The 24,852-nt window shown below is 64.5% G+C and carries 24 protein-coding genes; 3 read left to right on the top strand and 21 right to left on the bottom strand.

What is annotated here, in order from left to right:
* Positions 1 to 18: 18 nt before the first annotated feature.
* The 7 genes from ACMDCR_RS06045 to ACMDCR_RS06015 all read right to left on the bottom strand — a co-directional run bounded on the left by ACMDCR_RS06045 (position 19) and on the right by ACMDCR_RS06015 (position 7,399).
* A complete protein-coding gene (locus tag ACMDCR_RS06045) occupies positions 19 to 666 on the bottom strand; it encodes a class I SAM-dependent methyltransferase (RefSeq protein WP_413991654.1) in 648 nt (215 codons plus the stop codon).
* Positions 663 to 2,285, bottom strand: a complete 1,623-nt coding sequence (locus tag ACMDCR_RS06040) for a Mur ligase family protein (protein WP_413991653.1) — start codon at positions 2,283 to 2,285, stop codon at positions 663 to 665. Before ACMDCR_RS06040 ends, ACMDCR_RS06045 begins: the two co-directional genes overlap by 4 nt.
* Positions 2,285 to 3,079, bottom strand: a complete 795-nt coding sequence (locus ACMDCR_RS06035) for an alpha/beta fold hydrolase (protein ID WP_413991652.1) — start codon at positions 3,077 to 3,079, stop codon at positions 2,285 to 2,287. The genes ACMDCR_RS06040 and ACMDCR_RS06035 overlap by 1 nt, the downstream gene beginning before the upstream one ends.
* Positions 3,073 to 3,882 (bottom strand): M15 family metallopeptidase, encoded by an 810-nt coding sequence (locus ACMDCR_RS06030; protein WP_413991651.1) that lies wholly within the window; start codon positions 3,880 to 3,882, stop codon positions 3,073 to 3,075. The genes ACMDCR_RS06035 and ACMDCR_RS06030 overlap by 7 nt, the downstream gene beginning before the upstream one ends.
* A 54-nt stretch (positions 3,883 to 3,936) precedes the next feature.
* Complete coding sequence (locus ACMDCR_RS06025; RefSeq protein ID WP_413991650.1) at positions 3,937 to 4,581, bottom strand: REP-associated tyrosine transposase; 645 nt, start codon at positions 4,579 to 4,581, stop codon at positions 3,937 to 3,939.
* 97 nt (positions 4,582 to 4,678) lie between these two features.
* A complete protein-coding gene (locus ACMDCR_RS06020) occupies positions 4,679 to 6,010 on the bottom strand; it encodes an 8-oxoguanine deaminase (protein WP_413991649.1) in 1,332 nt (443 codons plus the stop codon).
* Positions 6,011 to 6,175: 165 nt separating this feature from the next.
* The gene (locus ACMDCR_RS06015; protein ID WP_413991648.1) at positions 6,176 to 7,399 is read right to left on the bottom strand and encodes an acyl-CoA dehydrogenase; all 1,224 of its coding nucleotides are present in this window, start codon (positions 7,397 to 7,399) and stop codon (positions 6,176 to 6,178) included.
* A gap of 74 nt (positions 7,400 to 7,473) precedes the next feature.
* Here ACMDCR_RS06015 and cobD point away from each other — a divergent pair, with 74 nt between their 5' ends.
* The gene (cobD, locus tag ACMDCR_RS06010; RefSeq protein WP_413991647.1) at positions 7,474 to 8,487 is read left to right on the top strand and encodes a threonine-phosphate decarboxylase CobD; all 1,014 of its coding nucleotides are present in this window, start codon (positions 7,474 to 7,476) and stop codon (positions 8,485 to 8,487) included.
* 20 nt (positions 8,488 to 8,507) lie between these two features.
* Here cobD and ACMDCR_RS06005 read toward each other — a convergent pair whose 3' ends face one another.
* From ACMDCR_RS06005 to ACMDCR_RS05985, 5 genes are all read right to left on the bottom strand, one after another.
* Positions 8,508 to 9,452 carry an ABC transporter permease gene (locus tag ACMDCR_RS06005; protein ID WP_413991646.1) on the bottom strand — a complete coding sequence of 315 codons (945 nt, stop codon included), beginning with the start codon at positions 9,450 to 9,452 and terminating at the stop codon, positions 8,508 to 8,510.
* Positions 9,449 to 10,504, bottom strand: a complete 1,056-nt coding sequence (locus tag ACMDCR_RS06000) for an ABC transporter permease (protein ID WP_413991645.1) — start codon at positions 10,502 to 10,504, stop codon at positions 9,449 to 9,451. Before ACMDCR_RS06000 ends, ACMDCR_RS06005 begins: the two co-directional genes overlap by 4 nt.
* Positions 10,504 to 12,015 carry an ABC transporter ATP-binding protein gene (locus tag ACMDCR_RS05995; protein WP_413991644.1) on the bottom strand — a complete coding sequence of 504 codons (1,512 nt, stop codon included), beginning with the start codon at positions 12,013 to 12,015 and terminating at the stop codon, positions 10,504 to 10,506. Before ACMDCR_RS05995 ends, ACMDCR_RS06000 begins: the two co-directional genes overlap by 1 nt.
* A gap of 96 nt (positions 12,016 to 12,111) precedes the next feature.
* Positions 12,112 to 13,155, bottom strand: a complete 1,044-nt coding sequence (locus tag ACMDCR_RS05990; protein ID WP_413991643.1) for a BMP family protein — start codon at positions 13,153 to 13,155, stop codon at positions 12,112 to 12,114.
* A gap of 185 nt (positions 13,156 to 13,340) precedes the next feature.
* A complete protein-coding gene (locus tag ACMDCR_RS05985) occupies positions 13,341 to 14,636 on the bottom strand; it encodes an amidohydrolase family protein (RefSeq protein WP_413991642.1) in 1,296 nt (431 codons plus the stop codon).
* A gap of 157 nt (positions 14,637 to 14,793) precedes the next feature.
* On the opposite strand from ACMDCR_RS05985, the gene ACMDCR_RS05980 reads away from it, so the two are divergent.
* Positions 14,794 to 16,182: an aspartate aminotransferase family protein gene (locus ACMDCR_RS05980; protein WP_413991641.1), complete on the top strand. Its 1,389-nt coding sequence runs from the start codon at positions 14,794 to 14,796 to the stop codon at positions 16,180 to 16,182.
* A gap of 21 nt (positions 16,183 to 16,203) precedes the next feature.
* Here the strand turns inward: ACMDCR_RS05980 and recF are convergent, their stop codons facing one another.
* The 4 genes from recF to trpS form a co-directional block, all read right to left on the bottom strand.
* Positions 16,204 to 17,325 (bottom strand): DNA replication/repair protein RecF, encoded by a 1,122-nt coding sequence (recF, locus tag ACMDCR_RS05975; RefSeq protein ID WP_413993547.1) that lies wholly within the window; start codon positions 17,323 to 17,325, stop codon positions 16,204 to 16,206.
* 183 nt (positions 17,326 to 17,508) lie between these two features.
* Entirely contained in the window at positions 17,509 to 18,627 is a 1,119-nt protein-coding gene (dnaN, locus tag ACMDCR_RS05970; RefSeq protein ID WP_413991640.1) for a DNA polymerase III subunit beta, read from the bottom strand.
* A gap of 268 nt (positions 18,628 to 18,895) precedes the next feature.
* Entirely contained in the window at positions 18,896 to 19,093 is a 198-nt protein-coding gene (locus ACMDCR_RS05965; protein WP_413991639.1) for a hypothetical protein, read from the bottom strand.
* A gap of 89 nt (positions 19,094 to 19,182) precedes the next feature.
* Positions 19,183 to 20,223: a tryptophan--tRNA ligase gene (trpS, locus tag ACMDCR_RS05960; RefSeq protein ID WP_413991638.1), complete on the bottom strand. Its 1,041-nt coding sequence runs from the start codon at positions 20,221 to 20,223 to the stop codon at positions 19,183 to 19,185.
* A gap of 353 nt (positions 20,224 to 20,576) precedes the next feature.
* Here trpS and efp point away from each other — a divergent pair, with 353 nt between their 5' ends.
* Positions 20,577 to 21,146 carry an elongation factor P gene (gene efp / locus ACMDCR_RS05955; RefSeq protein WP_413993546.1) on the top strand — a complete coding sequence of 190 codons (570 nt, stop codon included), beginning with the start codon at positions 20,577 to 20,579 and terminating at the stop codon, positions 21,144 to 21,146.
* Between the two features lie 115 nt (positions 21,147 to 21,261).
* Here efp and ACMDCR_RS05950 read toward each other — a convergent pair whose 3' ends face one another.
* The 5 genes from ACMDCR_RS05950 to queG all read right to left on the bottom strand — a co-directional run bounded on the left by ACMDCR_RS05950 (position 21,262) and on the right by queG (position 24,822).
* Complete coding sequence (locus tag ACMDCR_RS05950) at positions 21,262 to 21,642, bottom strand: DUF5615 family PIN-like protein (RefSeq protein WP_413991637.1); 381 nt, start codon at positions 21,640 to 21,642, stop codon at positions 21,262 to 21,264.
* On the bottom strand, positions 21,639 to 22,208 hold the full coding sequence (locus tag ACMDCR_RS05945; protein WP_413991636.1) for a DUF433 domain-containing protein: 570 nt from the start codon (positions 22,206 to 22,208) through the stop codon (positions 21,639 to 21,641). The genes ACMDCR_RS05950 and ACMDCR_RS05945 overlap by 4 nt, the downstream gene beginning before the upstream one ends.
* A 54-nt stretch (positions 22,209 to 22,262) precedes the next feature.
* Positions 22,263 to 22,964 carry an orotidine-5'-phosphate decarboxylase gene (pyrF, locus tag ACMDCR_RS05940; protein WP_413991635.1) on the bottom strand — a complete coding sequence of 234 codons (702 nt, stop codon included), beginning with the start codon at positions 22,962 to 22,964 and terminating at the stop codon, positions 22,263 to 22,265.
* Positions 22,965 to 22,974: 10 nt separating this feature from the next.
* On the bottom strand, positions 22,975 to 23,598 hold the full coding sequence (locus ACMDCR_RS05935; RefSeq protein WP_413991634.1) for a class I SAM-dependent methyltransferase: 624 nt from the start codon (positions 23,596 to 23,598) through the stop codon (positions 22,975 to 22,977).
* Between the two features lie 87 nt (positions 23,599 to 23,685).
* Positions 23,686 to 24,822, bottom strand: coding sequence for a tRNA epoxyqueuosine(34) reductase QueG (gene queG, locus ACMDCR_RS05930; RefSeq protein WP_413991633.1), 1,137 nt, complete (start codon positions 24,820 to 24,822; stop codon positions 23,686 to 23,688).
* Between the last annotated feature and the right edge of the window lie 30 nt (positions 24,823 to 24,852).

Raw genomic sequence — 24,852 nt, 5'->3', positions numbered from 1 at the left:
TTTCCGGGTGCGCGGACGTCACTTCAGCGTCCATACGCTCGACTTCTTGATCTCCAGATCTTCCAACTCCCGCGACACCGGCACCTGATAGGTGGCGAGCAACGTGAGTTCGTCCTTCGGCAGATAGGTCCGGCCGGGATCACCCACCAGCACGCTCGCCCCTCGTTCGCGCCAGCCCTTGAGCCAGGCCAGCACGGCGGCGGCGATCTCGCGGTCGTAGAAGATGTCGCCGGCTAGAATCACATCGGCCTCGATATCGAAGCGGCCGAGGACATTCTCTTCGACAGGCTTGACGCGTACCCCGTTCAGCTCGGCATTGAGCAGCATGGCCTCCAGTGCGAAGCTGTCGATGTCGGCGGCGTGGGCCACGAGCGCCCCCGCCTTCATCGCAGCGATCGCCACCAGGCCGGAACCCGAGGCGAAGTCGAGCACGCGCTTGCCGGCGACCGTCTCGGGATGGTCGAGGATGTAGCGCGCAAGCGCCTGGCCGCCGGCCCAGGCGAAGGCCCAGAAGGGCGGCGGAAGTCCCATCGTGCCGAGTTCTTCCTCGGTCTTCTGCCAGAGCGGCGTCACCTCGTCGGCGAGATGCAACGAGATTTCGGGTGCGTGGGGCACGGCCAGCACCCGTGTCTGCGCGACGATGAAGGCTTTCCGGTCAGCGATCACAGGCGAAGCTGGCGCTCATAGAGGTCGGGCAGGTCGTTCTCCAGGAGCACGACATCGCCGGCGTGGAGGTTGGCGCCCATCCAGGTCTGCGCGGCGGCGAAGCTCGCGCATGCCACCACCTCTCCATCGGGCTTGGCCGCCTTGTAGGCCTGGACGAGATCGCGGATGCGGTCGGGCGCCACGGCGAGCAGGATATCGACCGTTTCGGCCGCCTTGGTGCCGATTTTCCTGTGCTCCTCGGAATGGGCAGCGCCGAGTTCCACCATGCCCGGCGTCACCAGGATGCGACGGCCGCCCTCGCCCACCAGCAGCGGCAGGATATCGAGCGCCGAGGCGAAGCCGGCGGGGTTGGAGTTATAGGCGTCGTCGACGATGACGGTGCCGTCGGCCTGTCGCTTCACCTCCAGGCGGTGCTTGATCTGCGGCGTCGAGCGCATGGCAATCTCGGCGATCTCGGCGTCGATGCCCATGGCGAGCGCGGTAACGAAGGCAATCGCCATGTTGCCGCCGTGATGCAGTCCATAGAGCGGCGCGGCGAGCGTATAGTCCTTGCCGAGATAGCTCAGCGACACGGTAAGCCCGTCCTTGCCCTGCGTGACCGAATGGATCCTGGCTTCGCTCCCCTCGCCGTTGCCGACCAGCACTATCGAGGCACGGTGCGCGTCGGTGAAATCCTTCGCGTCCTTGAAGACGAGCACGGCGTCATTGATGATCGCCTTGCCGCCGCGGGCGATCGCCGCCGTCGGCAGCTCGAACTTGGTTCTGGCCACGGTGTCGAGGGACTTGAAGCGCTCGTAATGGGCCGCGCCCACCGCCGTCACCACCGCGATATCGGGCGGGGCGAGGCGGCAGAGACGCTCGATCGAGCCTGGGCCATAGGCGCCCATCTCCACGACGAAATGGCGGTGATAGGGCTCCAGCTGCTCGCGCACGATGCGGGCGATGCCCATCGGCGTGTTGACCGAACCGGGCGTGATCAGGGCCGAGCCGGCACTTTCGAGGAGATGCCCGAGGATATGCTTGGTCGAGGTCTTGCCATAGGAGCCGGTGACGCCGACGATCACGGGCGCCAGGCGCTTGAGCTTGTCATGCGCCTCGTTCCAGAAGCCCTGCTGGATGCGGTTTTCGCCGGGCTGCAGGATCTTCACCGCCGCCACCAGCGCGAAGGGGATGAGCTGAACCAGCGCCACCACCCAGACCGGCGCCACGCCGAAGCTGACGCCGATCAGGCCGAGCACCAGCACAAGCGCGAAGGCGACGCGCAGGATGCGGGTGGCGCGCTGCGTCATCGCCAGCTTCTTCTTGCCGGTCTGGCGCGGATCGCGCTCGCGCCGCGACATGATCAGCAGGATCACCCCGATGAAGAAGGCAAGGATGAAGACCGGCGCCGGATAGAGCTTGCTCATCGCCGACAGCACGACCACCGCAAGGCTGACGCGGGTGTCGAACACCACATTGTAGAACAGCCAGTGCAGGAAGCGCCCGCCGTCATATTCCTCCTGCTGGAAGATATGCAGATAGGTCAGGAAGCGCTTCCAGGCGAAGGGAATGAAGCCAAGCAGCACAAGGGCGGCGGCGATGTGGGGCGAATTGAGGACAGGGGCGAGCGCTTCGAGCATCAGCCTTCCAGGAGTTTGGCAACAGTATGGGCGACCTGCGGACCACCATCGGTCAGGACGGTGTAGTGGTCGAGCCCGGGCAGGATGTTCACGGTGGCGCCGGGGATAAGCTGCGCCATGCGCTCGCTCATCTCGGGCGGCGCCTGGTCGTCCAGCGAACCGCACAGGATGCGGACGAGGATGCGTATCGCCTTGATCGCTTCGCTCTGGTCCTCGTTGACGACCTTCACGAAGATGGGCCGCATGACCCCTGCATTGCGGTAGTCGGCCGAGCCAAAACCGGCCTTGCGGGCGCTGACGTCGACGCCGATCTTCTCCAGCAATTTCAATGCCTTGAACAGGCGCACGCGCCAGAAGATCCTCAGGCGGGTGGCGAGGCTGCGGATCGGTTTCAGCCCATGCGAGCCGACCAGCACCATGCCGTCGAGCGCTTGGGAATGGTTGGTCGCCAGCCTGAGGCCGACACGTCCGCCGAAGGAATGGCCGACCCAGATCCGCCTGCTGCGCGGCAAGGTGCCGAGCCATTCGGCCACGGCATCCGCGTAGTCGTTGGTGTCCCACACGCCCGCATGTCCGGTCTCCGGCGGCACCGGGCTTTGGCCGAAGCCGGGAAAGTCAATCAGCGTATGGTGAGCCGAGCGTTCCAGCGACTGCGCCAGCGCCTGAAAGGCATGGTGGTCCTGTCCCCAGCCATGCGCCCAGATCACATGCGGCGTCCCGGCATCCAGCGGCTTGCCGAACGAAACGATCGCATGCGGCGCACCCTTGGCGGTGAAGGTAGAGAGTTTCAACATAGTCCTTCCGGCAGGTCCGTGGTTCCATACCACGCAGCCTGCGGCGCATTTGCGGCGCCCTGGTCCCGCAAGGTCAGGATATGGAGCTGCGTTCCATAATCGAAGTGCCAGAATTCGTACGCGTAGTTGGTAAAGCCCTCGTTAACCATCGCATTGAACAGCACGCGGCGGTTGAGGAGACGAGGGTCTTCCGGCCCGATTTCGCCTTGCTGCAGCAGCCTTTCATAGTGGTCGGTGTAGGATCGCTCATGCCCCTCATCGAACGCAGCGCCATGGTCGAGCAAGGCGCCGCTCGCCGCATCGACCAGCATGATGTCCACCGAACCGCCGGTGGAATGAATGGGCCAGGTCGTCTCGTCCTCCCGATTGAAGCGGCGGGGATCGGAGACAAAAGTACGCACGATGGCCTCGCGTGCCTCGGGCGGAAGCTCCGGATGCTCGGCCGCGACCTCAGCCTCGAAGAAGGTCCATAGCCCCGCCTGCGTCTCGACCGGACGATAAGCATCCAGCGTCTTGATGCGCAGGCCCCGGCCCGCCACGGCGTCGTCCGCCTGTTTCAGCCGTTTGGCCACGCCTGCCCGCGCCGCCACCACCTCCACTGCGTCGGCGATGCGCTTGTGATAGGGCGCATTGCCGCCATCCGTGCGGGCATACCACGACTGTGTCAGGAGACCCTCGGCGGCCAGATCGACAAGAGGTTCGTCCCAACGCGGATCGGCGCGATCGAACGGAACCAGACTGTAGCCGGAAGCGGTGCCGGCGGACTCGGGGCGGAGGGGGACGGGGGAGAGGAGATCGATCATTATTTCCCGGGTGCGCGGACGTCTCGTCCGCTCTTGAACCGCTCCGTTTGGAGGTTAGAAAGATGCCGACGAGACGTCCGCGCGCGCCAGACAACTTCTACTTCGCGAAGTGCTCGAATATCGCCACTCTGAAGCGTCTTTGCACAGACCTGCTTTAACTGGATTTTGCTCGATATAATACCTTGCATCCTCGAAATGCTTCTCGCTTCGAATTTTTCGGTCAAAATATTCCTCGAACCAAACTTGGCCTGTCCGCCCCAAAGCAACATTGAGTTTCTTCGCTGTGAATGACTTCCAGCTGTGGATGATGCTGGACAAAGAATGGTCACCGATCGGAGTGATGAGAACATGGACGTGATTAGGCATCACGCACCAAGCGTGTAGTCGATATCTCTCCGCATCGAAATGAAGCAAGGATCCTTCGATAATAGGTCCGATCGCTTCCTTGGATAGAAAAGCCTCTCCATGGCCCGCATCAAGAAAGGCCTCGATACGCTTTCTGGATTCCCTTGCCTTCGCATCATCCGGCAAGTGTCTTAGCTCCGTTGCCCAGCGTTCCCTCAAGTGCCTAGGCATGGAGTCAGCAAGGCGAAAGAATATCGCCTGAGCTTCTTCGCCGGCTTCCCAGTGAGGAAGATAGCCACGCGAATGCCATTCGGCTTGCGGCTTCAGTGGTGATCGAGGCTGCTCGTCGGTCATTTGCCTCCCGGGTGCGCGGACGTCTCGTCCGCTCTTTCCTATCCTGCACCCGTAACATTTCCAAGGTGCGGACGGGACGTCCGCGCACCCGGCAAGATCACAGAAACCGTCCTGCGATCCTGCCATGCGCCTCGCGTAACGCCCCTAGATCCAACCCCACAGGCAGGCCGTCCGCCACGCGCCATTGCCCGGCCACCATCACACGGTCGGCACGATGCGCACCGCAATGCACCAGCGCGGCGACGGGGTGGTGGGCGCCGGAGAAGCGCAGTTCGTCGAGGGTGAAGAGCGCCAGGTCCGCCTCCAGCCCTATTCGGATCGCGCCGATGTCGTCGCGGCCGAGGCAGCGTGCCGAGCCTTCGCTGGCCCAGCGCAGGCAGTCGCGCCAGGAAACGGCCTCGGCGCCGTGCGAGAGGCGGTTGATCATCAAGGCGTGGCGTACGCCCTCCATCAGGTTGGAACTATCGTTCGAGGCCGAGCCGTCGACGCCGAGCCCCACCGGCGCGCCGGCCTTTTCGAGGAGGCCCGTGCGGCAGAAGCCCGAGGCGAGCACGGCGTTGGAAGTTGGGCAATGGCACACGCCGACACCATGGCGGCCAAGCGCGGTGCAATCATCGGCGCTGAAATGGATACCGTGGGCCAGCCAGGTACGCGGCGACATCCAGCCGACCTCATCGAGCAGTTCGATCGGCCGGCAGCCATAGACCTCGCCGCAGAAGCGGTCCTCGTCCTCGGTCTCGGCCAGGTGGGTGTGCAGGCGGCAGTCGAACCGCTCGGCGAGCGCCGCGGTCCTGCTCATCAGGCTCTTCGTCACCGAAAAGGGCGAGCAGGGCGAGAAGGCGATCCGGATCATCGCCCCCGGCCGCGGGTCGTGATAGGCCCCCGCCACGCGCTCGCAATCGGTGAGGATCTCGTCCTCGTCCTGGACCACGCTGTCGGGCGGCAGGCCGCCATCCTTCTGCGACAGGTTCATCGAGCCGCGCGACACCGTCATGCGGATCCCGAGCGCCCGCGCTTCCTCGACCTCGATGTCGACAGCCTGTTCCAGCCCTTTCGGAAAGACATAATGATGGTCGGCCGCCGTGGTGCAGCCCGACATCAGCAATTCCACCAGCGCGACGCGCACCGAAAGGCGGAAGCTCTCGGGGTCGAGGCGCGACCAGATCGGGTAGAGCGTCTTCAGCCAGGGAAACAGCGGCATGTCGCAGGCGTCGGGATGGGCCCGCGTCAGCGTCTGGTAGAAATGGTGGTGGGTGTTGACGAGGCCCGGGAGAACGACGTGGCGGGACGCATCAAAGGTCGTGTCAACGGGCAGAGTCGGCTCGCGGCCGGCCGGCACCAACTCGGCGATACGGCTGCCTTCGACAACGATACCGCGTTCCGCGCCATCGGCCAGAATAGAGAGCGGGTCTTTCAGCCACAGGCGCATGACGACTCCTTTGCGGGGTGATCGCCCATTGAAGCGTCTGCGGTAGTGGAGACCAAGCCGCATTTGATTGGAAAGTGTTTCTTCCGGGTGCACGGGCATCCTGCCCGTTCTTCCTTCAAGCGTATCGTTTTAGGAAAGGGCAGGATGCCCGTGCACCCGGGAAACTCAGAAAAACGCCTGGATCCCCGTCTGTGCCCTTCCCAGAATCAGGGCATGCACGTCATGCGTGCCTTCATAAGTGTTCACCGTTTCGAGGTTCTGCGCCACGCGCATGACGTGGAACTCGTCGGCGATGCCGTTGCCGCCGTGCATGTCGCGGGCCACGCGGGCGATGTCGAGCGCCTTGCCGCAATTGTTGCGCTTCATCAGGCTGATGGCGGGCGGGGCGGCAGTGTGGGCGTCGAGCAGGCGGCCGAGCTGCAGCGCCCCGAGCAGGCCGAGCGCGATTTCGGTCTGCATGTCGGCGAGCTTCTTCTGCACCAGCTGCGTGGCGGCAAGCGGACGGCCGAACTGCTTGCGGTCGAGCGTATACTGGCGGGCGCGGTGCCAGCAGAACTCGGCCGCGCCCATGGCCCCCCAGGCGATGCCGTAGCGCGCCTTGTTGAGGCAGCCGAACGGCCCGGAAAGGCCCTTGGCGTTGGGCAGGAGGTTGGCCTCCGGCAGCACCACGCCCTCCAGCACGATCTCGCCGGTGATCGACGCGCGCAGCGAAAGCTTGCCCTCGATCTTTGGCGTGGAAAAGCCCTTCATGCCGCGCTCGACGATGAAGCCACGAATGACGTCATCGAGCTTGGCCCAGACCACGGCGATATCGGCGATCGGCGAATTGGTGATCCACATCTTGGCGCCGTCGAGCCGGTAGCCGCCCTCGACCTTCACCGCTTTGGTCTTCATCGAGCCGGGATCGGAACCAGCGTCGGGTTCGGTGAGGCCGAAACAGCCGACCAGTTCACCGGAAGCGAGCTTCGGCAGGTACTTCTTGCGCTGCTCCTCGCTGCCATAGGCATGGATGGGATGCATCACAAGCGAAGACTGCACCGACATCGCCGAACGATAGCCCGAATCGACACGCTCCACCTCGCGCGCCACCAAGCCATAGGCGACGTGGCCGAGGGCGGCGCCGCCATAGGCCTCGGGAATAGTGGCGCCGAGCAGGCCAAGCTCGCCCATCTCCGTCATGATGGCGCGATCGAAAGTCTCCTCGCGATAGGCCTTCAATATCCGGGGCATTAGCCTGTCCTGCGCGTAGTCGCGCGCGGTGTCACGCACGAGCCGCTCTTCCTCGGTCAGAAGCGATTCGAGATCGAGCGGGTCGGTCCAGTCGAAGGCTTCGCTCGCCTTTTTGATGACTTCTCCTGCGTCATGAAGCTTGATCGCGGCGTCCACCATGGCCATACCCTCCTAAACTGATTTGGCGGGACATTGGTCGCGCCGCCTTCGGGCGTCAAGAAAAGAGTGGGCTCATGAGCGCAGTAGAGCATGGCGGCAATCTCGGTGAGGCGCGGCGGCTCTTTCCGCAGACCACGCAGCCCTGGCTCGATCTTTCGACCGGCATCAATCCCTGGCCCTATCCGATCCCGCCCATTCCGGCCGAGGCCTGGACCGCCCTGCCCTCGCCCGACGACACGCGCGATCTCGAAGCCGTAGCGGCGCAATGCTATAGCGTGCCGTTCGATGCCTGCATCGTTGCCACCCCGGGCACCCAGGCCGCGATCCAATGGCTGCCACGCCTGTTCCCGGCCGGCAGTGTCGCCGTGCTGAGCCCGACCTATACCGAGCATGCCCGCGCCTGGGCCCTGGCCGGCCATCAGGTGCTCGAAGCGCGGCGCTGGGAGGAGCTTGAGAGCGCCACTATCGCGGTGATCGTCAATCCCAACAATCCGGACGGCGGCTATTTCGGCCGCGAGGAACTCCTGGCGCTCGCCGCCGAGAAACAGGCCAAGGGCGGCGCGCTGATCCTCGACGAGGCCTTTGCCGATGTCGTGCCACAGATCTCCCTCGCCTCGATGGCCGGCACGCCGGGCCTGATCATGCTGCGCTCCTTCGGCAAGTTCTTCGGCCTCGCCGGTATCCGCCTCGGCTTCGTACTGGCCGAACCTTCGATCACCGGACGGCTGCGCCAGGCCATGGGTGCCTGGGCGGTCTCGGGCGAATCCATCGCGATCGGCCGCGTGGCGCTCGCCGATATCCTCTGGCAGAACGGCACGCGCGCGTCCCTGCGCACCGCCCGCCAGGAACTAGATGCCGATCTCATGGGCGCCGGCACCGTGCTGGGCGGCACCGATCTCTACCGCCTGCTGCAAACCCCGCACGCCCCGGCCCTCTTCCGCCAGCTTGGCCAGGTCGGCATCTGGGTACGGCGCTTCGCCGACCATCCCCGCTGGCTGCGCTTCGGCCTGCCGGGCAATGCGGAAGCGGCGGAGCGCCTGCGCTCGGTGCTGGCGCGTCACCACAGCCGCGAGACGCATGCGATGTGAAGAAGGTTCTGGCAGCGCCTCTACCTTTCCTCCTTCCTGAACGGTTTCAGCAAGGCCGCCGGCGCCACAGCGTTGCGGGACATCAGCGCCATGGCGACGATGGTGAACACGAAGGGCAGCATCAGGAAGGCTTCATAGGGGATGTGGCCGAGGCCGCTCGCCTGCAGCCGCAGTTGCAGGGCGTCGATCAGGGCAAAGAGCAAGGCCGCGCCGGCCGCCCGCACCGGATCCCAGCGCCCGAACACCACGAGGGCGATCGCCACCCAGCCGCGCCCGGAGATCACGCCGAAGGTAAAGGCGTTGAACTGCGCCAGGGTGAGAAAGGCACCGCCCACGCCCATCAGGCCGCCACCGAGGATCACGGCCTGGAAGCGCCTCGCCATCACGTTGATGCCGGCCGAATCGGCAGCGCGGGGGTTCTCCCCCACCATACGCAGCCCGAGGCCCCAGGGCGTGCGGTACAGGATGAAGGCGACCAGCCCCACGCCCAGCAATGCCAGATAGACCAGCGCGAACTGGTTGAAGAGCACCGGCCCGACGAGGGGGATTGCCGACAGGCCTGGAATCGGCACGGGTTGGAAGGCCGTCACCGTGGGCGGCGAGGATTGCTGGCCGAAGATCAGACGATAGAAGAAATAGGCGAGCCCGGTGCAGAACAGGGTGACGCCGATGCCAGAAACATGCTGGCTGAGGCCCAGCACCACGGTGAATACCGAGTGGAGCGCCCCCATCACAGCCCCCGTGGCGATCGCAGCCAGGATGCCGAGCCAGAGGTTGCCGGTGAAATAGGCGGCCGTGAAGCCCGTCATCGCCGACAGCAGCATGATACCTTCGATGCCGAGATTGAGAACCCCGGCCCGCTCGGAGATCAGTTCGCCGAGGGATGCGAAAATCAGCGGCGTGGCGATGCGCAGTGTCGCGGCGAAGAAGCCGATCTGAAAGACCTGTTCGAGGATCGCGTTCATGCCGCCGCTCCGGCACGGCGCAGTCGGTAGGCCGTGAACAACAGCGCCACCAGCATGGCGAGCAGGGCGGTGCCCTGGATGACGTCGGCGAGGAAGACAGGCACGCCGGTCGCTCGCGACATCGCTTCAGCCCCGGTCATCGCGGCTGCGAAGAAGATCGCCGCCGGCACCACGCCGAGCGGGTTGAGGCGGGCGAGCATGGCAATGACGATACCGCTGTAGCCGAAGCCCGGCGACAGATCGCTCATGACCTGGAAATGCACGCCGCCGACCTCGCCCACGCCGGCGAGGCCCGCAAGGCCTCCCGACAGGAGAGCGGTGAGGACGAGAATGCGGTTCACCGCGATGCCGCCATAGCTCGCCGCCTCCGCATTCTCGCCAATGACGCGGATGGCGAAGCCTAGCGTCGTGCGGGTGATGAGGAGCCACACCGCTGGCGCGGCCAGGAAGGCGAAGAGCACGCCGAGGTGCAGGCGCGTGCCCTCGAAGAAGACCGGGAAATTGGCGCTGTCCTCGATGGGCGGCGAGATCGGATAGCCCGAGAGCGAATCCTTCCAGGGTCCCTCGATCAGCGCCATCACGGCAAAATAGATTACCGAATTGAGGAGCAGCGAGCTGACGACATCGTCTACCTTGAGCCGTACGCGCAGGAGCGCGGGCACAAGAGCGGCAAACCCTCCTGCCGCCGCCCCAGCGATCGCCATGGCCAGCCAGGCAAAGGGTCCCGGCATGGGGAAGGTGCCGACGAAGCAGCCGGCCACCGCGCCGGCCATCAATTGTCCCTCCGCGCCGATGTTCCAGAACTTCGCCCGGAAGGCGACGGCAACCGCGAGGCCCGTGAAGATCATCGGCGCGGCCTTCACCAGCGTCTCGGTCGTCGAGTAGAAATCGCCGAAGGCGGCGGCCAGCATGATGCCATAGGCATCCAGCACATTGGCGCCGGCCAGCGCGATGAGGCCGCTGCAGAGGATCAGGGTGACCGCGATGGCCGCGAGCGGCAGGGCGACGTTGAACCAGACGGGCGTGGCCTGGCGGGGCTCCAGCCTCAGCATCAGTGTCGTGCTCCGCTCATCAGCAGGCCAAGCCGCTGGATCGATGCCTCCTTCGAGAGGAGGACTCCCGCGACACGTCCCTCGTAAAGCACGGCGATGCGGTCCGAGAGGGTCAGCAGTTCCTCCAGATCCTCGCTGATCACCATCAAGCCACAGCGCCGGGCGCGAAGGTCGAGGAAGCGCTCATGCACGAAGCGGGCGGCGCCGATGTCGAGGCCGCGCGTCGGCTGGGCGACGATCAGCACCCTGGGATCGAAGGCAAGCTCGCGCGCCAGCAATGCCTTCTGCAGATTGCCGCCGGAAAGCGAGCCAGCCCGCGCCATCGGGCCGGGGCAGCGTATGTCGAAGGCCCGGATCTGCCCCTCGGCGAAAGCGGTGATCGCGCCCGGCCTTAGGAGGCCCCGGGCCGAGAACACGGCGGTGCCGATGCGCGGCAGCACCATGCTGTCGGCCAACGGCAGGCTTGTGACCATGCCTTGCGTCATGCGGTCTTCAGGGATACGGCCGAGCCCCATCTCCTGCACGCGGCGAGGGCCATAGGGCTCGACCGGCACGCCCCCGATCTCAAGCCTGCCGCCGGCCGGCTTCAGCATGCCAGCCACGACATCGGCGAGCGCCCTCTGACCATTGCCCGCCACGCCGGCAATGCCGAGAATTTCTCCCTCGCGCACGGACAGGCTGACATCCCTGAGCATCATGCCGCCATGCCCGGTGGTAGAGATTCTGTCGAGGCTGAGGACGACGGCGCCCGGTTCGGACGGGGGCCGTTCCGGGGGCACGATTTCATGGCCGCACATCAGGCGGGCCATTTCGGCCGACGATGTCCTGGCAGGTTCGGCGATGGAGGCGACCACCCTGCCATGCCGCAGCACGACGCAGCGATCGGTCAGTCCGCGCACCTCGGTGAGTTTGTGGGAGATGAAAATGATGCCAAGCCCATCGGCCGTCATGGCGCGCAGGGCCTTGAACAGCCCTTCCGCCTCTTCGGGCGCAAGCACCGCCGTAGGTTCGTCGAGGATGAGAAGCCGGGCCCCGCGAAACAGCGCCTTGATCACTTCCAGCCGCTGTTGCTCTCCCACGGCGAGCGAGGAGACGCGACGATCGGGATCAAGGCTGAGATTGAAGCGGCTGGCGATCTCCATCAGGCGAACCAGCGCCCCGGCCCGGTCGAGACGTCCTCCCTTCCCCGGCAGCCCCACCAGGAGATTTTCGAGCACGGTGAGGCGCGAGGCGAGATGGAAATGCTGGTGCACCATGCCGATGCCGGCAGCGAGCGCGTCCGCGGAACTCCCGATGCGCGCGGGCTGCCCGTCGATCCGGATCTCGCCGGCGTCGGCGGCATAGGCGCCGAACAGAATGTTCATCAGCGTGGTCTTGCCGGCGCCATTCTCGCCCAGCAATCCGACGATCTCCCCGGGCCGGACCGTAAGGTCAACAGCCTCATTGGCCTGCACGGCGCCGAAACGCTTGGAGACGCCGCGCATCTCCACGATGGGAATGGTGGAGTTCATGGATGAGCTGTCCCTGCGGAAGGGTCATGGAAGGCAGCAGGCAAGGCCTTCTTGGCGAAGCTGGCAAGGCGCGCCGTGCTGCCTCGTCCCTCCCCCTCAGTCCGAGACCGGCGTATTCTCGTCCACGTCGACGCGGAAATTGCCGTCGAGGATTTCCGCCTTTTTCTTCTCCACCAGATCCTTCACCTCCGCCGGAAGGAGCGTGTCGAACTTGTGGTAGGGCGCCAGGGTGGATCCGCCCTTTGCCATGCGCGAAAAGTCGCCATAGTCCTGCGCCGTGAACACTCCGGCACGCACCACCTTGATGGCCTGCTCGACGGTGGGGTACATGTCCCAGACCGGGCCGGTGATGACGGTGTCGGGGCCCTGATCCGCCTGGTCGGACATGTTGGAGATGGCGTAGATCTTCTTCTCCTTGGCCGCGTCGATCACGCCGAAACGTTCGGCATAGATGACGTCGACGCCGGCATCGATCTGCGCGATGGCGGCTTCCTTGGCCTTGGGCGGATCGAAGAAGGAGCCGATGAAGGTCACCTTCTTCTTGATGGCCGGATTGGCTTCCTTCGCGCCGGCGAAGAAGGCGTTGACGAGGCGGTTGACCTCGGGAATGCCCATCGCCGCCACGGCGCCGACGGTATTGGACTTGGTCATCTTGCCGGCAATCAGGCCGGAGAGATAGGCAGGCTCGTGGATCCAGTTGTCGAAGACGCCGAAATTGGGCTCGGCCGGGCCGGCGCCGGAACCGAACAGGAAGGCCGTCTTTGGAAACTGCTTGGCCGTCTTGCGCGATTCCCGCTCGGCCGCGAAGGCATCGCCGAGCACGAGCTGGTAGCCGCCCTGCGCATATTCGCGCATCACGCGGCTGAAATCGGCGGCCTCGACCTTTTCGGAGAACTTGTACTCGATACCGAGTTCTTTCTGCGCCTTGAGCAGGGCGACATGAATCTGGTGATCCCAGGGTTCCTCGATCGGCGTTGCGAAGATGGCCGCGACCTTGAGCTTCTTCTCCGCTGCCAAGCCTGGCAGCGGCAGGCCGGCGGCGAGCAGGCCGAAAGCGCCGATCTGGACCAAGTGCCGGCGGGAGAGACCCTCGCCCCCCTGGTGCCTGTTCTCGATTCGGCCGTCGCGTTTATCCGACATGTCGTGCCCCCTCTGCCCTGATGCCTTTGAAATCGAAACCGGATGACGATCATTATTTTGCAGGCGCGGAATCCTCGAAGGTTCCGTTCCGTCGAGTGTGGCGCTCCTTCCTGGCGCTGTCCAGATGGTCAAATGAGAAAACAGCACTGCAATTGGGGCACGCCACGGGCTTGCCCGCATTTTGCTCACTCCGCTGCCTTCGGTGCATAGCTGGAGGGATCGAGGCTTGCCGGCCGGTCGGGCAGGTCGAGTGTGGCCTGACGCGGCTGCGTCCGCGCGATCACCTTGCCGCGGCGGATGACGGCCAGCCTCGTTGCCCTCATGCGCACCGCCTCGATGGTGTCACGGGCCTGCAGCAGTACGAAATCGGCGTTGCAGCCCTTGGCCAACCCATAATCCTGAAGCCCCATCACCGCGGCGGGCACGGAGGTAACTGCCTCGAAGGCCCAGCGAATCGCCTCCCTGCTCGTCATCGGCACGGCATGGACGGCCATGTGGGCGACGTCGAGCATGTCGGCGCCGCCAAGGCCGTACCAGGGATCCATCACGCAATCCTGGCCGAGCGCGACGGGAATGCCGAGCGCGCGCATCTCGGGAATGCGCATCAGGCCGCGCCGCTTGGGATAGGTATCGTGCCGGCCCTGCAGCGTGATGTTGATCAACGGGTTGGCGATGGCGAAGAGGCCGGATTCCCTGATCAACGGCAACAGCTTGGAGACGTAATAGGAATCCATCGAATGCATCGAGGTGAGATGCGAACCCGCGGCCCGGCCCCCCAGTCCGAGGCGGTGCGTCTCGGCGGCCAGAACCTCGATGTGGCGGGAAAGGGGGTCATCGCTCTCGTCGCAATGGAGATCTATCATCAGGCCCCGCTTGGCGGCGATGGCGCAGAGCGCCTTTACCGAGGCGGCGCCCTCCTCCATTGTGCGCTCGAAATGAGGAATGCCGCCGACCACGTCGACACCGAGGTCGAGCGCCCGCTCGAGGTTACGGGCGGCAGCGGGTGAGCGGAAATAGCCGTCCTGCGGAAAGGCGACGAGCTGGAGGTCGAGATAGGGCTTCACCAGCCGCTTGACTTCGAGAAGCGCCTCGACGGCGAGAAGCCGGTCGTCGCAGACATCGACATGGCTGCGCACGGCGAGAAGCCCCTGGCTGACGGCGAGATCGCAATAGCGCAGGGCCCGCACGATCACCGCCTCATGGGTAAGCATGGGCTTGAGTTCACCCCAGAGCGCGATGCCTTCCAGGAGAGTGCCGGACTGGTTGAGCCGGGGCAGGCCGAGCGACAGGGTGGCGTCCATGTGGAAGTGGCAGTCGACGAAGGGGGGCGCAACCAGCAGGCCACCGGCGTCGATAGTCTGGCCTGCTTCGCCCGCGACATCGGGGCCAATAGCCACGATGCGCTCGCCGCTGACGGCAATGGCCTGCCCGCTGCGTCCGTCGGGCAGGACGGCATTGGTGATGAGAAGATCAAAGGCCATTGTTTCGGCTCCCTATGTCGCCCGGCGAATGGAGCAGAGATTGCCGACGCTTCGCAAGGCGCAACAGAAGGTTAAGCCACGCCCCTCAATCCAAGACTTGACTTCCGGGGTTTGTGATCACAAAATTGGGATCACAAAATTTCCCGAAAGCCTGATCATGAGCCTGCATCAGACCAACCTGACGACGTTGCAACTGCGCGCCATCGACGCGGCGCATCACATGCATCCCTTCACCGACACCAAGGGCCTCAATGCCGAGGGCGCGCGCGTCATCGTCAAGGCGTTGGGCGTGCATCTGTGGGATTCCGAGGGCAACAAGATCATCGACGGCATGTCGGGCCTGTGGAACGTCAATATCGGGTATGGCCGAGAGGAGATCATCGAGGCGGTGGCGCAGCAGATGCGCGAGCTGCCGTTCTACAACACCTTCTTCAAGACAACACATTTGCCGGCTATTGAACTCTCGCGACTGCTCGCCGAGGTAACGCCGCCGCAGTTCCAGCGCGTGTTCTTCACGGGGTCGGGGTCTGAATCCAACGACACCATCATCCGTATGGTGCGCCATTACTGGGCGGCCCAGGACAGGCCGGGCAAGTCGACCATCATCGCCCGCAAGAACGGCTATCACGGCTCCACCATGGGCGGCGCCTCGCTCGGCGGCATGAAGCCGATGCATGCCCAGGGCGGCCTGCCGATCCCCGGCATCGTCCATATCGCCCAGCCCTACTGGTACGGCGAGGGCGGCGACCAGAGCCCCGAGGAGTTCGGCCTGTGGGCGGCACGCGAATTGGAGCGCAAAATCGACGAGCTCGGCGCCGACACCATTGCCGCCTTCATGGCCGAGCCGCTCCAGGGCGCCGGCGGAGTGATCATCCCGCCCTCGACCTACTGGCCCGAGATCCAGCGCATCTGCCGCGAGCGCGACATCCTGCTCGTCTCGGACGAGGTGATCTGCGGCTTCGGGCGCACGGGCGAATGGTTCGGCTGCGAATATTTCGGCTATGAGCCCGACATCATGGCGATCGCCAAAGGCATCTCCTCGGGCTATCTGCCGATCGGGGGCGTGATGGTGAACGAGAAGGTCGCGCAAGTGATCGCCGATGCCGGCGATTTCAACCATGGCTACACCTATTCCGGCCATCCGGTGGCGGCCGCGGCAGCCATCGCCAACATCAAGATCCTGCGTGACGAAAAGATCGTCGAGCGCGTGAAGACCGACATCGGCCCCTATATGCAGAAGCAATGGCTGGCGCTGGGCGAACACCCGATGGTGGGGGAGGCGCGGATGGTGGGCCTCGTCGGCGCACTCGAGCTGACGCCCAACAAGCAGGCCCGCGCCTCATGGCCGGTGGAGACGGGAACGGTCGGCCTGATCACCCGCGACTACTCCTTCCAGAACGGCCTGGTGATGCGTGCCACGCGCGACACCATGATCATCGCCCCACCTCTGGTGATCAGCCATGAGGAAGTGGACGAACTGATCGGCAAAGCGAGGAAGACGCTGGACCAAGCCTGGGCGGAGGTGAAACTCCGGGGGTATGTGTGAGCGCTGGGAGCGCGGAGGTCCCTACTCCACCCGGCCCGGCGTAACCTTGTACACCGCCGCCCGATCCGTTATCGCCTCGAAGGCTCTCGGATCAGCGCCGGTCAGCCAGACCTGCGCCCCGAAACTCTCCAGCCGGTCATACAGCGCAGCCCGGCGGCTGGGGTCGAGATGGGCGGCGACTTCGTCGAGCAGCACTATCGGCGCCATACCGGCGAGGCGCGCCACCAGCCTTGCGTGCGCCAGCACCAGACCAAGTAGCAGCGCCTTCTGTTCGCCGGTGGAGGCGCGATCCGCGGCGATACCCTTCGGGCCGTGCACCACGAGGAGGTCGGTAAGATGCGGCCCCTCCAGAGTGCGACCTGCCGCGCGATCACGCGGGCGCCCGTCGCGCAGGGTCTGCCGATAGCGCTCTTCCACCGCCAGAGCCGGTTCGTCCAGCACCGCGTTCTCGATCATCCCGTCGAGAGCGATACGGGCGTGCGGAAAAGGCGAAGAAGGATCGATCTCCTCCTCGATGAGGCCAGCGAGGCGGCGTACCGTATCGGCGCGGGATGCGGCAACGGCGATGGCGAGGTCGGCGACCTCATGCTCGGCGGCATCGAGCCAGCGCTGATCGGGGTTGGGCTCTTCCAACAGGCGATTGCGCGAGCGCAACGCCCGCTCCAGGGCGTTGACGCGCGTGCCGTGGCCGGCATCGACGGCCAGCACGAGGCGGTCGAGGAAGCGCCGGCGCTCGCCCGCAGAGCCCGAGAACAACCCGTCCATGGAGGGCGTCAACCAGACGAGGCGGAGATGATCGGCGAAAGCTGTGGCAGAGGAGACGGGCTGGCGATCGATACGGTATTTGCGCGGCCCGCTTTCGGGACCCTCCAGGCCGGTACCAAGATGCACCGGGCCAAGAGCACCGTCGATCTCGGCGGCGACGGCGAAGCTGCCGGGGCCTTCCTCGCTGGCCATGTCCTCGAGCTCGGCCCGGCGCAGGCCCTTGCCCTGGGTGAGCAGGGAGATGGCCTCGAGCACATTGGTCTTGCCCGCGCCATTCTGGCCGGTGAGCACCACCATGCCGGAATCGACGGCAAGATCCAGCCGCGGATAGGAGCGGAAATGGGTGAGGATCAGGCGAGTGATGCGGGGCGAGGTCATCCTGGGATCGAAGGCATCTTGTCCGCTCTTCTTTTCTGGCAAGCGGCTCGTTTCCAAGAGCAGGCAAAGATGCCTGCGATTCCACGAAGGGATCCCGGGTGCGCGGACATCCTGTCCGCTCTTCCTTTATCGCAGAACACGTAGCTTCCAGGAGCGGACGAGGCGTCCGCGCGCCCGGGAAAATCAAACCCGCATCGGCATCAGCACGTAGAGTGCCGCGGCGCCTTCGCGGTCCTGCACCAGGGTCGGCGAGCCGGGATCGGCGAATTTCAGCAGCGCCGTGTCGCCATCGAGCTGGGCCGCGATGTCGAGGAGGTAGCGCGAGTTGAAGCCTATATCGAGCGGACCAGCATCATAATCGACCTCGATCTCCTCCGTCGCCGTGCCGGAATCCGGATTGGTGACGGTGAGCACGAGACGGCCATCGTTCAGTGACAGCTTCACGGCGCGGCCGCGCTCGGAGGAGATGGTCGAGACGCGATCCACGGCGGCGGTGAAATCGGTGCGCTCGACGATCAGCGACTTGTCGTTGCCGGTGGGTATGACGCGGGCATAGTCGGGGAAAGTGCCGTCGATCAGCTTGGAGGTCAGCACCACCGGGCCGATGGTAAAGCGCACCTTGGCCTGCGAAAGCTCGACTGAAACGAGCGCCTCGGCGTCTTCCATCAGCTTCTGGATCTCGCCGACCGCCTTGCGCGGCAGGATCACACCCGGCATGCCGTTGGCGCCTTCCGGCGCAAGGAGCTCGACACGGGCGAGGCGGTGGCCGTCGGTCGCCACGGCGCGGATGCGGTTCTCGCCCTCGACATCCAGCGTATGGAGGTAAATGCCGTTGAGGTAATAGCGCGTCTCCTCGGTGGAGATGGCGAACTGCGTCTTCTCGATCAGCTTGCGCAGATCCGCCGCCTTGAGCTGGAAGGAGTGCGGGAATTCGCCGGCGGCAAGATCAGGGAAATCGGAAGGGGGCAGGGTCTGCAGCGTGAAGCGCGAGCGCCCGGAGCGCACGATGAGCTGCGTCGCCTCCCCGCCGCCTTCGAGCGACACTTGCGCCCCATCGGGGAGTTTGCGGACGATGTCGTAGAGCGTATGGGCGGGCACCGTGGTGGCGCCATCCATGATGACGTCGGCGGGCGAGGATTCCACAACTTCGAGATCGAGGTCGGTCGCCTTCAGCAGCAGGCTGGCGCCCTGCGCCTGGATGAGCACGTTCGAAAGGATCGGAATGGTATTGCGCCGCTCGACGACGCGATGAACATGGCCCAGCGATTTGAGAAGGGCGGTCCGTTCGAGCGTAACCTTCATGGAAAGCGTCCTGGCATAGCGAGCCGCAGGTCGGGCCGATGGCCCACATACGGTGGAAAAAGGGCGAAGACCATGCAATTTGCCGTGGGGAAAGGCAAGCGATCCGGCACGTTTTTCGGGGTTATCCTGAATATCCGGGTGCACGGGCATCCTGCCCGTTCTTGAACCGGCGCGCTCGAAGGAGAGGACGAACGGGCAGGATGCCCGTGCACCCGGATAATTGCACTCCTGGCCAATACGGAAAGCTCACAACACGCTCGAACGAGCCTCAAAGCGTGGGCACGGGTTCCAGCAGCACCACCAGGCGCTGGGCGATGGCGAGGACCGCTATGATGACGACGAGGATGCGGGCGATCTGCTTGAACCGTCCCTCCATCGGCACGCGGTCGATGACGTACATCAAAAGCCAGCAGACGAGGCCGATGAGGATAATGCCGATCAGCAGCGAGATAACCTCGGACAACATGGGGGCTCCTCCAAACGCAAAACCACGGCAAAAGCCGTCGCTTTTAACGCCGCCGGAAGGCGTTGGGTTCCCGTATCGAATATCCAGCCTTACTTGGCCCGGATGAAGCCGACAATGTCCTTCACCGAGTTCATGATCGGCGCCGCAATGGTTCGGGCCCGGGCCGAGCCGTCGGCCAGCACTGCGTCGATATGCGCGGGATCGGCCATCAGGCGCTTCATCTCGGTGGTGATCGGCGAAAGCTTGGCCACGGTGAGATCGGCGAGCGCCGTTTTGAAAGTCGAGAACTGGCCGCCACCGAACTCGCCCAGAATGTCGGCCACCATCCGGCCCGACAGCGCCGAGAAGATCGCCACCAGATTGTCCGCCTCGGCGCGGCCCTTGAGGCCCTCCTCCTCGCTCGGCAGCGGCTCGGGATCGGTGCGAGCCTTGCGGATCTTGGAGGCGATGGTGTCGGCATCATCCGTCATGTTGATGCGCGACAGATCGGACGGGTCCGACTTCGACATCTTCTTGGTGCCGTCGCGCAGGCTCATCACACGCGTCGCCGCGCCCTGGATCAGGGGCTCGGGCAATGGAAAGAAACCGTCCTCGAAGCCATGGGCGGCAATCGACTCGGCAAAGTCGTTGTTGAACTTGGTGGCGATGTCGCGTGACAGTTCCAGATGCTGCTTCTGGTCCTCTCCGACCGGCACATGAGTGGCGCGGTAGACGAGGATGTCGGCGGCCATCAGCGCCGGATAGGCGAACAGGCCGACAGAGGCCGCCTCCTTGTCCTTGCCCGCCTTCTCCTTGAACTGCGTCATGCGGTTGAGCCAGCCCATGCGCGCCACGCAGTTGAACACCCAGGCAAGCTCGGCATGTTCGGCCACCTGGCTCTGGTTGAACACGATATGGGCCTTGGGATCGATGCCGGAGGCGATGAAGGCGGCCGTGACCTCGCGGATGGCGTTCTGCAGCCCCTTGGGATCCTGCCAGACAGTGATGGCATGCTCGTCCACCACGCAATAGATGCAGTTATATTTGTTCTGCATCTCCACGAAGCGCTGGATGGCGCCGAGATAATTGCCCAGATGCAGGTTGCCCGTCGGCTGAACGCCCGAAAAGACGCGCTCCACGAACTTCGTCATGGTTCTCGATTCCGTATGGCAGGAAAATTCCCGAAAGTGTCGAGCGCTTATGGCGGGCAGGCGGGGCGGATGCAAGTGCAGAGGCCGTTTATGTGGGGTGCCGGCCCAGCAGAAGAGGAGCACAATGGGAGTGGCAGTCTCCGACTGCCAATCTTGCAACCGCCACATTCGCTGCGAAGGAAGATGGCGGTCGGAGACCGCCACTCCCAACCCGCTGGCGGGGTTGATCGTGCGCTACAAGGGCAGGCTCACCCCGGAAAACCGGCCTGGACGGCGTTATTTTCGCGGCAACGCTTTCGCTCCCGGTTGCGGCGGTGTATGAGGCGCCACGCATTCTCAAGGTTCAGGACAATATCGTGAAGGTTATCGCCAGCCAGATTCGCAAGGGCAATGTCGTCGAGATCGACAACCAGCTTCTCGTCGTGCTCAAGGCAGAAAGCTTCTTTCCGGGCAAGGGCACGCCCACCACGCAGATCGACATGCGCCGCCTGTCGGATGGCGTGAAGACGGTGCAGCGCTACCGTACCACCGAACAGGTCGAGCGCGCCTTCATCGAAACCAAGCCCTACACCTATCTCTACGAAGACGCCCACGGCTTCGCCTTCATGAACATGGAGAGCTATGAGCAGGTTTCCGTGCCGGCGGATGTGATCGGCGACCAGTCGGTCTATCTCGCCGAAAGCATGGAGTGCCAGATCAGCCTCTATAACGGCGTGCCGGTTGCCATCGAACTGCCCGCCCGCGTGGTGTTGGAAGTGACGGAAACCGAGCCGGTCACCAAGGGCCAGACAGCCTCCTCCTCCTACAAGCCTGCTACCCTCTCCAACGGCCTGCGCACCACCGTGCCGCCCCACATCTCCGCCGGCACCCGCGTGGTGGTCATGACGGAAGACGGCTCCTACGTGGAACGCGCCAAGGACTAAACTGGGAGCGCGGACGTCCTCGTCCGCTGTTGGAAACACGACGTTTACAAGAAGGGGCGCGGCCGTGGACAATGGCCGCGCCCTTTCTACATTGTTGAGCGCTCCCTGCGCATCCTCAAGGCAATGGTTCATTATGGATGACGCCCGCAGGCGTTATGGACAGGACGGCGTTCACAAGCAGGTCCTGCGGGCGCTTCCCGCCTTGGTGCTCCAGATAAGCAACGACGAGATCCATCAGCCTTTGTGCTTCGAGGCGCGGAAGAGACGGCAAGATGATCAGGCCGGGATGCAAGTCCACCTTGGCTGCGAGGGAGCGGAAGTCGTCCGCATTCTCGGTGACGATGATGCGATCTTCGGCGATCGCTCGGGCAAAGACAACGTGATCCGGCTCTCGCAACCGTCCGCGATCACGTGGGTGAACGGCATCGTGCAAACCCGCCTCATTGAGATGCCGGCTCAATGAGGGCGAGATACACTCGTCGATGAAGAACTTCATTGTCCAGGCTGAATTGAAGGCCGCCCCACCTGTGGGTGCGTTTGCTCATACAGGAACGCCGCCTCGAACGCCTCGCGCGGGATATCCGGATAATCTTCGATCAGAGCCTCAATGGTGTCGCCCCCTGCCAGACGGCCGTGGATAGCGCTCACGGTCAGCCGCGTTCCCCGAATGACAGGGCGCCCGCCTTGCACCCCCTCCACGCTCTCGATGAAGGAATCGCGGGCATGGACATAGCGCTCGGCTCGCTCAACCGCATCGCGCGCCAATGTCCCAACATGGACGACGACTGCCGGCGCCACCTCGACCTCCGCCGTCTTCAGGGCGGCAGACGAGAGGCGAGAGAGATGACGAGCCATCCTGCGCTTGTCGTCGACAGTAAGACGCCGGCCCAGAACCTTGGCGGCCACAGCCACGGCGACAGCATGGAGGGGCAACAAGCGTTTTTTTCGGGCAGGGCCGACGAGGTTGAGCACTCTTTGCTCCAATACTTTCTCGACGACGCTCGCAGAGGTTTGCGCCAACGCCGCAACTTCATTCGGCGTCAACAGGTTGATAGCAACCATAACTTTCTCCTGGCCAGGAAAGAATTATGGACCGAACGAGCGATTTTTCAAGGTCTAAGTGGCGCCCGGAGCAATCTCTGCCTGAATCGCCTCCGCCACCGCCTTGGGATCGCTTGCCGCCACGATCGGACGGCCCACCACCAGATAGTCCGCCCCCGCGCGGATCGCATCGCCGGGCGTCATGATGCGCTTCTGGTCGCCGCTGTCGGAACCTGCCGGACGCACGCCCGGCGTCACCAGCAGCATTTGGTCACCCACTCGGTTGCGCGTTGCAGCCGCCTCCTCCGGCGAAAGGATCAGGCCGGGCACGCCGAGCGCCATCGCCTGCGCCACACGTTGGAAGACGAGCTCGCTAACGCTCCGCCGGTAGCCCGCCTCGACAAGGTCGGCATCGTCATAGGACGTCATTACGGTGACGCCGAGGATCTTTAGGTCCGAGCCGCGAGCCCCGTCCACCGCCGCCTTCATCGTCTGCGGGAAGGCGTGCACCGTGAGGAAGGTCATGCCCATGCGCGCGATCGCCTCCACCCCCTTGCTGACTGTGTTGCCGATGTCGTGCAGCTTCATGTCGAGGAAGATCTTCTTGCCGGAGCGGGCGAGATCCTGGGCGAAGGGCAGGCCACCGTTGAAGACGAGCTGGTAACCCACCTTGTAGAACGTCACGCTGTCCCCAAGCTGCATCACCAGGGCCTCGGCCTTGGCCACGCTGTCGACATCCAGGGCACAAATCAGCCGGTCCTTCGTATCCAAGTCCATTCCTCGCAAGTCAGTTCATCGAAAGCTGCGTATAGGTCCACACCCGCGCCGGCGGGACATTGCGCCAGATCCTCGGCGAGCCCTTCCAGGTGAAGAAGGCATCGCGCGTTGGGATCGGCGAAGTCAAGGCATAGGTGAATTGCACGAAGGGCGCGCCGGGCTGCATCAGGGTGAAGGCCTGCGCCAAAAGGTCCAGACGCTGGGCCTCGGGCCGGGTCATCAACGGCAGGCCGCAGACCACCGCCGCCGCCTTGCCGGCAAGCTTGCCTTCCAGCGTTTGGGCGAGGGCATAGGCGTCGCCCTGCACGATCTGCGCCCTGGGAAAACGGCGAGCCAGGAGATCGCAGAATTCCAGGCTGAATTCCACCAGCACCAGGCGTTCCTCGGCAATGCCGTGCTCGACAAGGGCCTGCGTGATCGGACCGGTGCCCGGCCCGATCTCAACCACCGGACCCACGGAGGCCGGATCGACATGGCTGGCCATGACCTTGGAAAGAATACGGCTCGACGGTGTCACCGATCCCAGCTGCATGGGCTTTTCGGTCCAGTTCCTGAAGAACTGGGCCGCCTCGCTCAGCCGCCCCGCCGGCCTTGGCCCGCAATTCGTCCGTCGTGCGCCACCTCTGTGGATCATCGGCTGCTCCTTGCTTGCCCCGCCCGCATGGCTATTGGCGAACGCCCGCAGCGTCAAGGTGATGGGCTGCACATTGCGACAGCAATGTCACAATAGGGAAGGTTCCTGTGCAGGAAGGTCGGCCCGGCGCCATTCGACGAGCACATCGGCATCGCTCTCACCCTGGCGCTTGCCCAGATGCGCGGCAAGCCGATCCGGCGCAAGACGGGAGAGCGCCCACACCGCCATGGCGCGCACGAGCGCCGAGCTGTCCTCCAGCAGAGCCTCAGCCTCGCCGACCAATGCGGCATCGCCGGAATTGCCGATGGCGATCAAGACGTTGCGGATGAAACGGTCGCGCCCGATGCGCTTCACCGGGTTCCTGGCAAAGAGCACGCGGAAAGCAGCATCGTCGAGCCGTGCCAGCTCCGCCAACCTCGGTTGCCGCAGTCCCTCGCGGGCCATCAGCTTCTGCTCGTGCCCGGCAACGGCGAACTTGTTCCAGGGACAGGCGGCGAGACAATCATCACAGCCATAGATGCGATTGCCGATCGCCCGGCGGAACTCGGCCGGGATCGGCCCCTTGTTCTCGATGGTGAGATAGGAGATGCAGCGCCTGGCGTCGAGCTGGTAGGGTGCCGGAAAGGCCGCCGTCGGGCAGGCATCGAGGCAGGCGCGGCAGGAGCCGCAATGATCGTGCTCCGGCTCGTCGGGCTCGATCTCGGCCGCCGTGAAGATGGAGCCGAGAAAGAGCCAGGAGCCCAAGCTGCGGCTGACGAGATTGGTGTGCTTGCCCTGCCAGCCCAGGCCCGCGGCGGCGGCAAGAGGCTTTTCCATCACCGGCGCAGTGTCGACGAAAACCTTGAGCGGCAAGCCCGTCGCCTCGCCCCACCAGCGGCCGAGGCTCTTGAGCTTCTTCTTGATGACATCGTGATAGTCATCGCCCTGAGCATAAACCGAGATCAGGGCTGAGGAGGGATCGGCGAGGCCCGCCATGGGATCGCTGTCCGGGCCATAATTCATACCGAGCATGATGATGCTGCGCACTTCCGGCCAGAGCGTAAGCGGGGCACCGCGCTCATCCGCGCGATCAAGCATCCAGCCCATCTCGCCATACCAGCCCTGTTCGAGGAAGGTCTTCAGGCGCTCGGGCGCCAGGGGAATGGCGTCGGGCGTGGTGACGCGGACGGCATCGAAGCCTTCAGCATGGGCGCGGGCGAGGAATTGGGACTTGAGGGAGGTCATCGGGCAAGGCCTCCCCGGGATCGCAGGCAT

The organism is Labrys okinawensis, assembly GCF_047345005.1.
GTDB lineage: Bacteria > Pseudomonadota > Alphaproteobacteria > Rhizobiales > Labraceae > Labrys > Labrys okinawensis.
Note: the sequence above shows the minus strand (reverse complement) of the source record. Positions and strands in the feature narration are given on the sequence as shown.